The organism is Shewanella sp. SM71, from assembly GCF_025653905.1.
GTDB classification, from domain to species: Bacteria; Pseudomonadota; Gammaproteobacteria; order Enterobacterales; family Shewanellaceae; genus Shewanella; species Shewanella oncorhynchi.
The window spans coordinates 523,717-539,514 of sequence record NZ_JAKKRW010000001.1 but is presented as its reverse complement, the minus strand read 5'-3'; the positions used below and the strand labels follow the sequence as shown (position 1 = coordinate 539,514).

Annotated in this window: 12 protein-coding genes; 4 read left to right on the top strand and 8 right to left on the bottom strand. The window is 47.2% G+C overall.

What is annotated here, in order from left to right; translation table 11 throughout:
• Nucleotides 1–175 precede the first annotated feature (175 nt).
• The 3 genes from L5L97_RS02300 (at nucleotide 176) to L5L97_RS02290 (ending at nucleotide 4,397) form a co-directional block, all read left to right on the top strand.
• Nucleotides 176–2,770, top strand: a complete 2,595-nt coding sequence (locus L5L97_RS02300) for an FAD-binding protein (RefSeq protein ID WP_263180989.1) — start codon at nucleotides 176–178, stop codon at nucleotides 2,768–2,770.
• 105 nt (nucleotides 2,771–2,875) lie between these two features.
• Nucleotides 2,876–3,754: a DMT family transporter gene (locus tag L5L97_RS02295; protein ID WP_263180988.1), complete on the top strand. Its 879-nt coding sequence runs from the start codon at nucleotides 2,876–2,878 to the stop codon at nucleotides 3,752–3,754.
• 118 nt (nucleotides 3,755–3,872) lie between these two features.
• The gene (locus L5L97_RS02290; protein WP_263180987.1) at nucleotides 3,873–4,397 is read left to right on the top strand and encodes a lipocalin family protein; all 525 of its coding nucleotides are present in this window, start codon (nucleotides 3,873–3,875) and stop codon (nucleotides 4,395–4,397) included.
• 155 nt (nucleotides 4,398–4,552) lie between these two features.
• On the opposite strand, the gene L5L97_RS02285 is transcribed toward L5L97_RS02290, so the two are convergent.
• Together L5L97_RS02285 and L5L97_RS02280 are read right to left on the bottom strand one after the other, a co-directional pair.
• A complete protein-coding gene (locus L5L97_RS02285) occupies nucleotides 4,553–6,145 on the bottom strand; it encodes an ABC-F family ATPase (protein WP_081729050.1) in 1,593 nt (530 codons plus the stop codon).
• 382 nt (nucleotides 6,146–6,527) lie between these two features.
• Entirely contained in the window at nucleotides 6,528–8,762 is a 2,235-nt protein-coding gene (locus L5L97_RS02280; protein WP_263180986.1) for a heavy metal translocating P-type ATPase, read from the bottom strand.
• Nucleotides 8,763–8,917: 155 nt separating this feature from the next.
• On the opposite strand from L5L97_RS02280, the gene L5L97_RS02275 reads away from it, so the two are divergent.
• A complete protein-coding gene (locus tag L5L97_RS02275; protein WP_212600051.1) occupies nucleotides 8,918–9,379 on the top strand; it encodes a Cu(I)-responsive transcriptional regulator in 462 nt (153 codons plus the stop codon).
• Nucleotides 9,380–9,412: 33 nt separating this feature from the next.
• Here the strand turns inward: L5L97_RS02275 and L5L97_RS02270 are convergent, their stop codons facing one another.
• The 6 genes from L5L97_RS02270 to L5L97_RS02245 form a co-directional block, all read right to left on the bottom strand.
• Nucleotides 9,413–11,461, bottom strand: a complete 2,049-nt coding sequence (locus L5L97_RS02270) for an alpha/beta hydrolase family protein (RefSeq protein ID WP_028760559.1) — start codon at nucleotides 11,459–11,461, stop codon at nucleotides 9,413–9,415.
• Nucleotides 11,462–11,539: 78 nt separating this feature from the next.
• Nucleotides 11,540–11,782, bottom strand: coding sequence for a hypothetical protein (locus tag L5L97_RS02265; protein ID WP_028760560.1), 243 nt, complete (start codon nucleotides 11,780–11,782; stop codon nucleotides 11,540–11,542).
• A 215-nt stretch (nucleotides 11,783–11,997) separates the two neighbouring features.
• Nucleotides 11,998–12,756, bottom strand: coding sequence for an SDR family oxidoreductase (locus tag L5L97_RS02260; protein ID WP_168823138.1), 759 nt, complete (start codon nucleotides 12,754–12,756; stop codon nucleotides 11,998–12,000).
• A gap of 24 nt (nucleotides 12,757–12,780) precedes the next feature.
• A complete protein-coding gene (mmsB, locus tag L5L97_RS02255) occupies nucleotides 12,781–13,683 on the bottom strand; it encodes a 3-hydroxyisobutyrate dehydrogenase (RefSeq protein WP_263180985.1) in 903 nt (300 codons plus the stop codon).
• Between the two features lie 134 nt (nucleotides 13,684–13,817).
• On the bottom strand, nucleotides 13,818–14,987 hold the full coding sequence (locus L5L97_RS02250) for an enoyl-CoA hydratase/isomerase family protein (protein WP_198573586.1): 1,170 nt from the start codon (nucleotides 14,985–14,987) through the stop codon (nucleotides 13,818–13,820).
• On the bottom strand, nucleotides 14,987–15,760 hold the full coding sequence (locus L5L97_RS02245; protein WP_011789976.1) for an enoyl-CoA hydratase: 774 nt from the start codon (nucleotides 15,758–15,760) through the stop codon (nucleotides 14,987–14,989). The genes L5L97_RS02250 and L5L97_RS02245 overlap by 1 nt, the downstream gene beginning before the upstream one ends.
• Between the last annotated feature and the right edge of the window lie 38 nt (nucleotides 15,761–15,798).

Genomic DNA, 15,798 nt, shown 5'->3' with positions numbered 1-15,798 from the left:
CCTATTAATTGGCGACTTGTTTGCCCGCAACTGATTTACCCAAAACTGATTGACCCAAAACATAGTTACCCGCGACTTAGTTACCCGCGATGGATTAACCACGGGATGAATTACCCCAGTAGCGCTTTAGCGCACTGAGGTAAAACACGCAAAGCACACGAAAGGACGCACGAATATGAATAAGCTTGAGGCATCAAGAAATATACGGGCAGTGATTGAAAAAAGCTTACCCGTGAGCACGTCACCCCTTGCCATATTCACATACCAGTGTTGGTTGAAAACCAGCGCAGGTGGGCGTGTGTTCCATTATAAAACTGATAGGGAAGATACCTATTTTGCGGTGGATATAAATTCACTGGGGCATATTGAATGCGTGATTAATACCACCTTACTGCGGGTTGAGGCAATATCAACCTTAGGTGGACTCAACGACGGTCAGTGGCACTTATTGTCCATCTGCCATGAATACCATGAAATCAGTTGTTATGTGGATGGTGAAATTACCCATACACAACTCAATAATCTGTCACTGGTTGCCGACAATGAATTTTTAATTGAAAACGTGTCTTTACCGAATCATCGCGATACACATTTCGATGGTGAAATATTTGGCATCACCTTGCTCAATCGATTATTAACGCGAACTGAAATCGTTGACTATTACCGTAATCCAGCGCAACAAAGATCGATTAGCGAAAATAACCTTTACATTTACCAGCATCAAGATGCACATAATATTCGTGGTGAAAACTTTATCCCACTTAAAAGACAAAAAGTGCTGCTGGTCATATTTAATGACACTGAATATCAATTCATAAAAACCACTACGGATAGCAACACCTATAATCAACAATTACCTAAAATTATTCCGCCCCACGAACGCCGAGCCTACATTATTGAATGTAACTATAACACTTGGCCAAATTTTAGTTATTTAGTGAATTACACGGCGAGTAATCAAGCGGATATTACACTCAATATTGAAGTGTTTAAATCGCTGACGGCCTATCGCTCTAATATTAAAGTCACCGTCGCAAATGAACTGGAACGGGATTGTTTGATTATTCAATCGACCGAAGAAGAATTAAGTGCTGAAGTGCGTATTAGTGAAAACTTAGTGATCACTCAAGCCAAAAACTTTGTTAATTTCATCAATGAAGTTCGCGCACACATTCCGGCCGATAATATTATTACCGGTGGCCATTATTATAGTGAGCAGCAACTCTCGGTCAGCACAGGTAAGCAAATGATTGCCTATCAACAGGCTTGCCAACTGTTCAACCGCAGATTACAAAAAAAACCACTGGCGATCATCAAATGCACGTCAACTGAAGAAGTCAAAATCGCCTATAAAGCGGCCATCGATTATAACTTGCCAATCAGCGTACGCTCGGGTGGGAATGATCACGAAGGTGAAAGCACTGAAACGAATACCGTAGTGTTAGATCTGCTGAAGATGGATAGCCTCACTTTAGATCCCATTACAGGTATTGCGGCCATTGGCCCAGGTAATCGTTTTATCAATCTCACCACAGCCCTTGCCAAACAAGGCGTGATGCTCCCCCATAGCTCCTGTGGCAGTGTTGCCATAGCGGGATTTATTATGGGCGGCGGCTCAGGACCTTGGACCCGCAAACACGGCATGTGCTGCGAATCCCTATTACAGGCAGAAATCGTCCTCGGCGTTGGTGAAACTCAAGTCGTCTCTGTTGCCAATAAACCTGAGTTACTCTGGGCGCTCAAGGGTGGCGGTGGGTTAAGTTACGGCATAGTGACCCGCTTTTTTGTGCAAACCTTTCCACTACCACCTTGCCTTATCAAGTTTGAATTAGAATGGAATTGCTACAATAAACAAACCCATGAACTCATTGAGCACACCCCAACTAAAGACATTTTACAGCGCTGGGAAGCCATCATAAATGCCGACAGCACTGGCTGTTTGATTGGCACTAATCTCAAGATTAATGCCAAACATTTACCCGTAGAACAACACAAAACACTCGACATAGACACTGACTCAATTACGCATAACTGCTTGATGTATGGTTTTTGGGAGGGCAATTCCGCCAGCCTAAACCACTTTATCCAGAAACAATTTAATGAATTTGGCCTAATCCCCAATGATATTCGCATCGAGGGTATGGGCGGACTCACCAAAGCCTACGGTGAAAACTTAATGCCCAGTTGGGAAAGGGAATCTTTTCATCATCTGCAAGCTGACTTACAAGGCATAAACCGCTCACCGACGCCACCCGATTTGGATGAGCCCGCGCCCCATAAAGTCACCTCGCGCTTAGTGAATCAAACGGGCCTAAGGGACGGTTATAAGCCACTGCTTGAAAGCTTAACCTCTCGCTATGTGCTTGAAGGCAATCGCCAACTGGGGCTATTTACCTATGTTACCCTTGGCGCCATTGCGGGCGATTATTATCGCACTATGGGCGAAGAGCAAAAGAGCCGCAGCGCCTTCCCCTACAAGGACAGACAATACACAATTCAATATCAAACTTGGTGGAATAACGCCCTGCAAGAGAAGCAACAATTGCAGGATAGCCAAGTGTTTACCCGCATTAATCGTGCGCTCGATTGGATTGATGCCAGCCGAAGCTATGACATCCCCAACACCTCGGGCGCTTATATCAGTTTCAAAGACAAGGCCATCCCCACTGATGTGTACTTCGACCATAACTACGCCGCGTTAAAACGGATTAAGGCGGCCTACAGCCAAGATAGCTTTAACCATTTCCGCTCACGTAAAAGCATTATTTAGTTAATATATCGGCATAGCCTAGGGTGAGTTTTTAAGGCAAAATCGACGCCGTCCACAGGACGGTGTCGCCCCTTAACTCTCTGTTCACTCTGTTGTAGGTTATCTATGCCAAGCTCAGCTTTAGCTATCATTTTTGCCCTATTGGCGGCCATTCTTATGGGCACAATCGGTGTATTAGCGCGCTTTGCCGCCCTGCCCGCCGAACACATTACCTTCTACCGCTTACTGCTCGGTGCCCTATTTCTATTGGCTTATATGTTATTCACTGGCAAAGGACAGCAAATTCGCCATAGACCGAGTAAGCGTAACTTAGTTAACGGCGCTATGCTCGCGGGTTTTATGGCGTTTTACATTGAAGCCATTCAGTACACCCAAATGGCCAAAGTAATCATGATTATTTACTTAACCCCTGTGGTGTCGGCTATTTTCGCCCATTATTTCTTTGCCGAAAAACTCACCCGCTTAAGCATGGCAAGCGTGGTCGTCGCACTAATGGGTTTTATGTTAATGATCCCAACAGGGCCACAGCAAGCGAGCAATCACACTGAATTATTAGGTTATTTTTATGCCCTACTCGCTTTATTAACCTACTGCGGTTTTATGTTAATCAACCGAAAACCTAGCCTGAGTTCGCCCTATCAAAGCACTTTAGTGCAGCTTAGTGTCGGCGCTTTGTGCCTACTGCCCTTAGTGATAAATGCACCGCTAACGCCAAGTTTGCCGCAAATGGGTTGGTTAATTGCGATTGGATTCTTCCCCGGATTTTTAGCCATTTTGCTGGCGGTAAAAGCCCTACGCCAATTGCCTGCAGTCACTTTTGGCACCCTCGCCTATGTGGAACCGGTTATCGTAGTGACGCTAGCATGGTGGATATTTGGTGAAACCTTGAGCCCAATGCAATTAAGCGGTGTCGGCTTAATTCTTCTGGCCGGCATTAGCCAAGGCTTTATCAGTCAGCGCAAAATGCGAGTTGCGAGCGAGTAACCAACAACCTTTGCCAAGTAGCTGAAATAATGTGAAGAAAATAGTGTAAGCTCGATAGCGGATTGATTGAACATTGCACTTAAGACGTGCGACTAAGACTTAAGATCAGGAGGTCAAATTGAGAAAGCTACTGTTAGTCATCAGTATATTTTTGCTCAGCGGTTGCTTAGGCATGCCTAAATTGGTTCAACCCGTGAATGATTTTGAGCTGAATAAATACTTAGGTAAATGGTACGAGATTGCGCGCTTAGATCATTCATTCGAAAGAGGGTTAAGCCAAGTTAGCGCAGAATACAGCCTGAAAGAGGATGGTGGTGTTAGGGTCATTAACCGTGGATTTTCAGCGGCTAAAAATGAATGGAAAGAAGCCGAAGGAAAGGCCTATTTTGTGAATGGGGACTCAGAAGGCTATTTGAAAGTCTCCTTCTTTGGGCCATTTTATGGATCGTATGTGGTCTTCGAATTAGATCATGAAAACTATCAATACGCTTTTATATCGGGACCCGACACGGGTTATTTGTGGCTATTGGCTAAAACCCCGACTGTGCCACCCGAGGTGCTGCAAAAGTTTGTTGAAATGTCTAAAGCCCGCGGCTTTGATACCGACAATTTGATTTATGTGCAGCAAGAGTCAGCGTCCTAACGAGTGCCGCCAATGCGCTAAAATCGAGTGCGCGAAAAGCTAATCGCTAGATAAAAGACAGCAAATGGATACAAAAACGCCGCAATGAATCGCGGCGTTTTTATTGATGCTGCATTTAGCTGTATTTAAACATGCAGCGAAATGAGCAAATAGCGTTAGACTTCAATGCCTTTGCTGGCAAGGAACTCATCGTAAGTGCCTCTGAAATCATTCACGCCTGAATGAGTGACTTCGAGGATACGGTTTGCCAGAGACGATACAAATGCACGGTCATGGCTCACGAAAATCAAGGTCCCTTCGTACATTTCCAGCGCGTTGTTTAATGATTCAATCGATTCCATATCCATGTGGTTGGTCGGTTCGTCGAGCACTAAAATGTTGGCTTTTTGCATGATGAGCTTGCCGAATAACATACGACCTTTCTCACCACCAGACAGCACTTTGACTGACTTTTTAATGTCGTCAGAGCCAAATAACATACGGCCTAAGATGCCACGTACCGATTGGTCGTCATCTTCTGGCTTGCGCCATTGGCTCATCCACTCGAACAGCGTCATTTCGTTAGCGAAATCAGACTCATGGTCCTGTGCATAGTAACCAATGTTAGCGTTTTCAGACCATTGGATAGTACCGGCATCCTGCGGGATATCATGGATCAGTGTACGTAACAGGGTTGTTTTACCGACGCCGTTTTCACCCAATACCGCAATGCGCTCGCCCACTTCAACAATTAAGTTTAAGTCTTTGAATAACGGAGTGTCGTAGCCTTTAGTTAGGTTTTCAATCACTAAGGCATTACGGAACAATTTCTTCTCTTGCTCGAAACGAATGAAGGGGTTCACACGGCTAGAGGCTTTTACTTCATCTAACTTAATCTTGTCGATTTGACGGGCACGTGATGTGGCTTGTTTCGCCTTAGAGGCGTTAGCCGAGAAGCGTGCTACGAAGGTTTGCAGCTCAGAGATCTGAGCTTTTTTCTTCGCATTATCAGACAATAAACGCTCGCGAGCTTGAGTCGCTGCTTGCATGTATTCGTCGTAGTTACCTGGGTAAACGCGCAATTCGCCGTAGTCTAAGTCAGCCATGTGAGTACAGACTGAGTTTAAGAAATATCTATCATGGGAAATGATAACCATAGTACTGCTACGTTGGTTCAACATGTCTTGTAACCAACGGATTGTGTCGATGTCCAAGTTGTTGGTAGGTTCGTCAAGCAGCAGCACGTCTGGATCAGAGAACAGGGCTTGCGCTAACAATACACGCAGTTTTAAACCCGGTGCGATTTCAGACATCAAACCAAAATGGCTTTCAATACCGATACCTACACCTAACAGTAATTCGCCAGCACGAGATTCGGCGGTATAACCGTCCATCTCAGCAAAATCCATCTCTAGGTTGGCGACGGTAATGCCATCTTCTTCACTCATTTCGGGTAAAGAATAAATACGGTCACGTTCTTGCTTTACCTTCCACAGTTCGCGGTGGCCCATGATCACGGTATCGATCAGGTTGAATTCCTCATAACCGAACTGGTTCTGGCTTAATTTACCCAGACGCTCATTCACATCTAACGAGACGTTACCGCTGCTAGGGTCTAGATCACCACACAGGATCTTCATGAAGGTCGATTTACCACAGCCATTCGCGCCGATAAGACCGTAACGGTTACCACCGCCAAATTTAACTGAGATGTTTTCAAACAGTGGCTTAGCGCCGAACTGCATGGTGATATTTGCTGTTGTGATCAAAATGAACTTCCAAATCGAGTAATGTTGGCCGAGCCCGCTGGCGCCGCTTTAAATAAGCATAAACCAAATAACGCTATGCCGAAGGGGTAAAAATAAACGTGGCACTATAGCAGTTTGGGCTAAATTATCAACTACCAAGGCGGATCAAAAGCCAGAGGGAATGCCGAAATCGCTGCACTATGCCTGTGTGAGAAGCATAATTGATTTTACCCTATTGGCTTAGCTTTCAATGTATTCGAGCAGAATGACAATCTGATGACCCTTAGCGTCGTAAAGCTTGCCGACGCTAAGGGCTTATGTGGTAAGTGCTAATGTGGGCATAGCCCTAAGCTAACTCAAGATACCCGTTTCAACATTTTGAGTTAGCTTAGGTATCGACAGCTTATAACTTCTGCCGTCTTAAGCGGTTGGCGTTCGTGACGACAGTCAGTGAAGACAAAGCCATGGCTGCACCCGCGATCACAGGGCTTAATAACATGCCCGTAAGTGGATAAAGCACGCCCGCCGCAACCGGAATACCCAAACTGTTATACACAAAGGCGCCGAACAGATTCTGCTTAATATTAGTAATCGTCGCCCGCGACAATGCCAATAAGTTAGCAATCACTATCAATTGCTGCGACAACAAGGTGATATCCGCACTTTCAATTGCCACCTCAGTGCCCGATCCCATCGCGATCCCCACATCGGCGCTCATCAGGGCGGGGGCATCATTAATGCCATCCCCAACCATAGCCACCACATGCCCTTGCTTTTGCAAATCCAGCACATGCTGTTGTTTTTGCTCGGGCAGTACGCCGGCAATCACTTCGGTGATACCCACTTGGTCGGCCACCGCCTGCGCCGTTTGTGGGTTATCCCCCGTTAACAGCACCACACGAATGCCCCGTTGCTGCATGGCCGCGATGGCTTCTTTGGCATCAGGTTTAATCGGATCAGCCAGCGCGATAGTGGCCACTAACTTGCCCGCTTTGGCGACATAAATTGGGGTTTTACCTTGGTTCGCAAAACTGAATGTCGCGTTAGGATCTAAGGCACTGCCATCGGAATTGACAATATTCAATGCCGTCATCAAGGCGAGATTACCAATCGCCAGCGATACGCCATCGACCTTGCCCTCAATCCCCTTACCTTGATGGTTCGTAAATGCCTGTGTATCGGGCAATTGCGTCAGTGATTCCTTGGCATAACTGACAATCGCCCCCGCTAACGGATGCTCAGAGTGCTGCTCAAGGCTTGCAATTTCGCCCAGCAAGGTTTCTTTATCGGCATCACTCAATGTTTGTACTAATACAAAGTCAGTGACTTGTGGCTTACCTAAGGTGACAGTGCCGGTTTTATCCAACACCACACAATCAACTTTACTGGCGATTTGCAGTGCCTCGCCATTTTTGACTAACACGCCCATTTGGGCTGCGCGGCCAACGGCCACCATGATAGACATAGGCGTAGCCAGTCCCAGCGCACAGGGACAAGCTATGATAAGCACACTCGTCAGCACCACTAACGCATGGCTTAAGGCGGGCGTTGGACCTGCAAAATACCAAATAGCCGCCGCCAGTAGCGCTATCGCCACCACAGTAGGGACAAATACCGCTGAGATCTTATCGGCCAATCGACCTATGGGTAATTTTGACGTTTGTGCCTGTTGCACCAGTGCAATGATTTTGGCGAGCTTAGTATCTTGTTGCCCAGCCGTCACTCGGTAAACTAGGCTGCCATTGCCGTTGACTGTGCCCGCGCTCAGACTGTCTCCCCGATATTTAAGGACAGGAATAGGCTCACCTGTGAGCATGGCTTCATCGAGTAGGGATTGCCCCGTTTCGACCTCACCATCGAGGGCAACTCGGTCACCGGGGCGCAAACGCAGCTTATCGCCCAGTTTCAACTGACTTATCTCAACCTTTTCATCACCCTTATCCGTAATACGAATCGCAGTAGTGGATTGCAACCCGAGCAGTCGCTGCACCGCTTCGCTGGTTTTGCCCCGCGCTTTGAGTTCGAGTCCATGACCTAAGTTAATCAAACCTAAGATCATCACACTCGCCTCAAAGTACACATGGCGGGTATCCATAGGGAATGCGCTCGGCATAATGACCACCAACATGGAATAGGCCCATGCGGTACTGGTGCCCAGCACAATCAACGTATCCATGTTGGTGGTTTTGGCTTTGAGCGCCCGCCACATGCCTTGATAAAAATGGCCGCCTGTGGTGATGAGTAAAGCTAAAGTGACCAGTCCCATGATGCCCCAACCTAGCTGCAGATTTGGGCTGTTGATCATCATTTCACCGCCCAGTAATCCCCACAGCATCATGGGCACACCCACAACGAGCGCGGCTATAGCTTGGCGCATCCGCAGTCGATACTCGGCGGCATCTTCAAGGCGTTTTTCTTCGGCGGCGACTTTAGCATCAATAACGACCTGCGCCGGATAACCCGCATTTGCCATCACAGCCAAGGCGGTATCAGCGCTCATCTTGCCTTCTACCGTCACTTGCTTATCGGCGAGATTCACACGCGCTTCGACGCCATCTTGGGCGGCAAACGCCTTTTCAATTTTTGCGACGCAGCCAGCGCAATTCATATTGGCGACATAGAGTCTGGTCATAGACATGGGAGATCCCTCACTTGATGTTTCACACTATAGGTCTAAGATAAAGTCTCCCATCACTGGAGAGTCAAGGATGAATTTGCTCAATGTGATCACATCGACAATTAATTGTTGGGCGAAGTGGGTGATACCATTCAGTTGGAAAAATAGAGGTCAAAATGAAGATAGGTGAAGTGGCGAAACAAACGGGCTTAAGTGTTAAGAGTATCCGTTATTACCATGATATTGGTTTAGTGTGCGGCGAGCGCAATGAGGCGGGTTATCGAGTTTATCGCCATCAAGATATTGAAGCGCTTAAGTTTGTGCATCAATGTCGCGACTTAGGTTTTAGCCTAGAGGATTGCAAATCCTTACTTGGTCTTAAGGGCAATGAAAGCCGTAATGCCGAGGATGTTAAGCAGCTTACCCAAACGCACCTTGCCTATGTCGAGCAACAAATCAATAAGTTACAGCAGCTTAGGTCGCAATTGCAGCACATGGTGACCCAATGCCAAGGCGGCGATCAGCCCCACTGTGCCATTATCGACAGCCTAAGTCACGAGACTCATGGCAGCCATGAAAATCACAAGAGCCAGCAAAATGCTGGCTCTGAGTGTTGCAGTAAAAGCCAATCGCAATAATGATGGCCAAGTTCAATAACGGTAAATACTGCGTTATTGGCTTCTCACTATGGTTGGCTTTAGCGCCGCGGCGTTATCCAGTACCAGTGTTGCAAGCTTACCCGCTGGGGTAAAGTTAAACACTTGCCCATAAAATGCCAGCTCAGTTTCTAATCCTGCGGCCTTGTGCTCAGGTTTCCAACCGCCGTGGGGTTCATCCTGATAAGCGATATAAGCCGTGGGTACGCCTCTCACTTTCAACGCCTCATAAATCTGCCGCGACTGCTGTGGTGGCACGATTTGGTCGCGTAATCCTTGAAAAATTAATAAAGGCTCATTCAATCCTTCAAGGTGATGCAGGGGCGACAGCTCCCTATAGCGGGCTTGATTTTCACCATAGGGGCCGATAAGCAGATCTAAGTAGCCAGTCTCGAATTTATGGGTACTCTTGGCGAGCTGTTCAAAGTCACTGATCCCCGCATAGCTCACCCCCGCTTGAAATACATCATAAAATGCCAAGGACGACATCACAGTTAACCCACCAGCGCTAACACCTCGAATCGCCAGTTTTTGTCCATCGACCCAACCCTTATCAACTAAATAACGGGCCGCATTGACCGCATCTTCCACATCAACTTGGCCCCATTTTCCGTAGATACTTTGACGATAAGCACGGCCAAAACCACTGCTGCCACGGAAATTAACATCGAGAACCGCAAAGCCTCGGCTGGTCCAAAATTGAATATCACTGCGATAAGCCAGACTCGCCCGCGCCGTAGGTCCGCCGTGTAACATTACAATCAAGGGCGGACGGGTATCATTAGGCGCAGTATAGTTGGGGTTAACCGGACCATAAAAATAACCGTAAGCTTGCTGGTTAGCACCTGTTTTAAAAGTAATATTTTTAGCACGGGAGATATAATTGGGATTAAGTTTTGGTAAGTTAGGGGTATACACCAACTCAGTACCACGACCGATCACTTTATAAATGCCCTTCTCTGGCGTCGCCTTAGCGCCGACAAAATAGACAGCATCTTCCCCTCGGATCACTTGGGTGATTTCACCAAAGTCGACGGCCAAAGATTCGGTCAGACCTGAATCTAGATGCAGTCGAATTAAAACGGCCTGACTACCAAGCATATAACTGGCAATAATAGTTTTTTCGGATTCAAAGGCATAATTATGATTGCCTAAATACCAATCAGCCACCGCAAACTCGGCCTTTTTCTTTAGCACTGGGTCTAAGGTATTTTGTGCCGTGACTCGATAGATATTCCACCAGTTACTGATATCCGATACGACATACAATTGTCCATCAGGACTAAATAACGGCTGTGACACCGAAGAATCTGCGGGCGTGTTTACCTTACGAATATTGTGTAATTGTCCTTTACGGTCCAGATCCCCAAGCCAGAGCACGCTATTATCCCATGGCATATAGGGATGTTCCCACGTGATCCACGCCAGTTGGCTGTTATCGGGCGAGATGGCTGGCGAAGAAATAAAGTCATGGCCCGAAACAAAGGTATCGCCTTCACCGGCAAAATTAAGATTAATGGTAACAAGACTCGCCTTAGGCTCACCCGCTTGACGATGATCTTCGCGCACACAGATAATCCTCGACCCTTTGGGGTAAGCAATACAATCTGCATGACGAGTACCATTTGGCGTTAAAGGCAAAGGGGGTTGATTAGGGGCAAAACGATAAAACAGTTGGTCCTGTGCCTTAGTGGCAAACAGACTCTGACCAATCCCCAAAAAGGCGGCACCACCGTATTCATGAACGGCGGATTTAACATTAAACGCAGGCGGCACTATGTCGGTAATTTTTCCCCGTTGATCGAGGCGTTTAATGCCGACTTGGCCTTGTTTTTCACCATCAGATTCAGAGAAATAAATGGCACCATCAACACTTTGCAACTCAGCCACATTATCGGCCTGCTCAAACACTTCAGTCGCCGATAGCGGAGACTGCCAACTACCATAGGGCGCAACTATGCGCGCGCCATTATCACTAAGATGCGGCGTCTCTTTGTTCGAGCGCTCGCAAGCACCTAAACAAAATAAGCCCCCCAGCATCCATAAATATCCATGTAGCTTCATTGTTTCTCCCCAATGTTTGCCAACTGCACAAACCGAAACAAAATATGAACTTGCAGAAATGAGTTATGTGTAAATTAGTTATTTTTTAAATTTTTTTAAGAACCAATTTACCACTTGCACTTGTTGTACTTGCGTTAAACCAAAATAAATACACACCCAAGGTGAGATAAGAAAAAACCATGGGATCACGGCCACAGAACGGCCACTAAAGAGCAGAAAAAAGAAACCGCAATAAATCACAACCAACCCTAAGATACCCACGATCAACATCATGCGCTTAGTGATTTTCTCAAGCCAGTGGGCTTTTTCCTGCCAAGACATCCGGATTTCAAGCTCCATTACATGTGATCAACATGTTTGTAAAGTTATGTAAAAAAACGGGAGAGCGATTGTTGAAGGTTAACAACTAAATGTCAACTCCAACAGTGAAATCTAAATAAATCCGAAAGCTAGGGTATAAGAACCATTATCTTTATTTACCCTATAAAAAAACCGAGCCTAAGCTCGGTTTTTATGCAAATCAATAAGATATCGCTCTAAAGACGAATACCACCATCGATTTCAAACACACGACCGTTAACATAATCATTTTCAATAATAAAACGTACGGTAGAAGCTATCTCGTCGGCATGACCTAAGCGGCCAACAGGCACGAGTTTCTCTAAACGCTCCAATGCTTCTGGCTTCATTGCTGCCGTCATCTCGGTCGCAATCACACCTGGTGCTACGGCTGCACTACGGATATTGTAGCGCGCTAACTCCTTCGCCCAGCCGACAGACATAGCCGCAACACCCGCTTTTGAGGCCGCGTAATTTGATTGACCCATATTACCCGCCTTAGCAAGGCTAGAGATGTTAACAATCACCCCCGCTTGACACGATTCAATCATGGCAGCTGCGGCCTCACGGCCACAGAGGAAACTGCCGGTCAGGTTCACATTGATCACCGATTGGAATTGCTCGTAAGACATACGATCAGTGACTTTGCCGTCTTTGGCTTTGACTAACATGCCATCACGCAGAATACCGGCGTTGTTCACTAACACGTTCACTTGACCAAAATCTTCGAGAATATAGGCAAAACCCGCGACGACGTCTTCTTCGTCGGTAATGTCTAAGGCATAACCTTGGACTTCAGTGTCCGATCCAAGCTCAGCGCAGGCTCGCTCGAGTTTTTCTTGGTCCACATCGATAAGCGCTATCTTAGCACCCGCCTGCGCAAAATTTTGCGCCATTGCTAAGCCTAAGCCACCCGCGCCGCCAGTAATGACGACAACCTTATCTTTTAAATCCATCTGGTGATCCCTTGTTATCTGTGTCTATTTTTTAAGTGGTGCAAATTGTTCAAATATACTGGAAAAATCTCGGCGGCCATTGCCTTGTCTTGCATGATTGACATACAAGCTGCGGGCTAAAGCGCCCATTGGCGTGCTAGAGTTGCTCAATAATGCAGCTTCTTGTGACAGACCGAGATCTTTGACCATCAAATCTACCATAAAGCCACCCTGATAGCCCTTAGAAGAAGGCACTGTTTCCATCACGCCTGGGCAGGGATTGTACTTCTCTAGCGTCCAGTTTCCGCCACTGCTGACCTTCATAATGTCGGATAGCACTTTGGGATCTAGGCCATGATCGACGCCCATTTGCAGGGCTTCGGAAGTACCGACCATCAACACAGATAACAGCATGTTATTGCAGATTTTCGCGACTTGCCCCGCACCTGGACCGCCTGCGTGGAAGATATTCACACCCATAGCCTTAAGTACGGGCTGCGCGCGTTCAAAAGCGTTATCCGAGCCACCACAAATAAAAGTTAAGGTGCCCGCCGCCGCGCCTGCCGTGCCGCCAGAAACTGGTGCATCCATAAATTCGATGCCGCTTTTAGCCGCTTCAGCTGCCACGAGTTGTGCGCTTTGCGCATCGATGGTTGAACAATCGATGAGCAAGGTATCACCCGCAACCACTTCAAGTAGGCCTTTGTCTGTTCCATTGCCTAAATATAAGTTTTTTACATGCTTGCCCGCAGGCAGCATAGTAATCACCACACTTGCGCCCGCTGCAGCGCCGCAGGCTGTACTTGATACTAAGGCGCCTTTTTCGGCCAATTGCTGCATAGCCTCGGGGACTAAATCAAAGACGCGAACCGTCATGCCTGCTTTTAATAAATTGGCCGCCATTGGGCCGCCCATATTACCTAAACCGATAAAGGCTACTGTACTCATGCCATCACTCCTGTGTTGTTCTTTTTAGTGTTGTGATAATGCTATCAAATTGATTATGTTGTCATTATCACAGAGTAAAGCGAGCTTAGCTAAGCCGATAAATACAGCGCTTAGCCAACTCGGCCCTTAAACGCTTAACTCAGTTGGTTAAAGGGATGCGCCTCGCCCCATGGGGAAGCCAATATTTGCTCAAGTACCGCTGTGGGTACTGAGTTAACATCCTTAAAACGCCATTGCGGTTTCTTGTCTTTATCAATCAAGAGTGCACGAACGCCTTCGCAGAAATCACCGTGGGCACACACGTTAACACTTGCGGTTAACTCCCATTTGAAACATTGAGCTAAGCTAAGCTTAGTCCCTAACTGCCCTTGGATATAGACCAAGTGCCAGCTGATAGGGCTACCCGCAAGGAAGGTGTCCCGCGCTTTCATTAACCACTTTTCTTCCGATACCAGAGTTGACATGCGTGCTGCAATATCCTGCAGACTGCCCGCCATAAGCCTGTCGATTATGTCTTGGCTTTCGGCTAATACACTGTCGCCCTTCGGAATATCCACTTGATTAGACAGCTCGTTGATCATGCTATCTAAACGTTGATGATTAAGAGCTGGCGTATCACTCCAATCTAAGGTTGCCATGGCATCAAACATCAGCTCTTTGTCGTCGCGGTTCAGGTAATGATCCGCAAGGCCCACATAACAGGCATCGGCGGCATTGAGTTGATAGGCGGTCAATCCCAAAAACAATCCCATCTTGCCCTGCATACGATTAAGGAAATAACTGCCGCCCACATCGGGATACAGGCCGATAGTCACCTCTGGCATAGCGATACGCGAGGTTTCGGTAACGACTCTGTGGCTCGCGCCCGCCATCAAACCGAGGCCGCCGCCCATGACTATGCCATCGCCCCACACCAACACAGGTTTGCCAAAGGTATGCAGTAGATAATCGAGGCGATATTCCTCTTCGAAGAAAACCTTTGCTTCCTCAGTCACTTGCCCATTAGCGGCAATGGAAGCATGGTATAAAGCGCGCACATCACCCCCGGCACAAAATGCCTTCTCACCGCTGCCATCTAATACGATGCAAGCGATAAGGGGATCTTTCTTCCACAGATTAAGCTGCGCCGTCATAGCGCGCACCATGCCTAAATCTAAGGCATTGAGGGCTTTTTCCACATTGAGTGTGACCACCCCAACCAATTTGCCAGAAGCAGTGGCTAAGGTTTGAAAAACCACATTTTGTGTGGTCTTGACCTGATTTGCGACATGCTCGACCACGTCATTATCTACTACATTCGTCATTAGCGGTTTCTCCACTCAGCTTTACGTTTCCCTAAAAACGCATTCACGCCTTCGGCCTGATCTTCAGTATCAAATAATCCGACAAATAACTCACGCTCAATCGGTAGCGCTTGGCTACGCGCCATAGTGCGCCCCGCTTGAATAAGTGTCTTGCACGCTGTGACGCTGCTTGGGCTTTGGTTAGCGACTTTAACGGCCAACGCGATTGCCGCATTAAGCGCTTCGCCAGTATCAACCACTTCTTCCACTAAACGTAGATTCAATGCTTGAGTCGCATCGATACGCTCGCCGCATAAAATCATCCGTTTAGCCCACCCTTCACCGACTAATGCGGTCAGATTTTGAGTGCCACCCGCACAGGGTAATAAACCGACCGTCGCTTCGGGTAATGCCATTACAGCTTGAATTTCGGCGATACGAATATCGCAGGCCAACGCGACTTCTAAGCCGCCGCCCATGGCATAGCCATTAATCGCGGCAATCGACACACCGCGGAATTGGCTTAAGGTTTCAAAGGCTTCACCAAAATGCTTTGCCATCGTTGCCGCATTGCCTTTGTCACCATCGCTAAACAGTTTTAAATCGGCGCCAGCGGAGAAGAACTTTTGCCCTTGGCCCGTTAACACTAAGGCGTAAATCTCTTTATTGGCATTCAGCTCAAGCACTTTGGCTTTAAGCGCCTGCAAACTCTCGGCGGTCCAAGTGTTGGCTGGCGGATTGTTCATGGTCAGAATCGCCGTGTGGCCTTCGATACGTTCAACTAAATATTCCATCTTTATAGACTCCTTTTCAGTTATCGCCGACCTGTAAG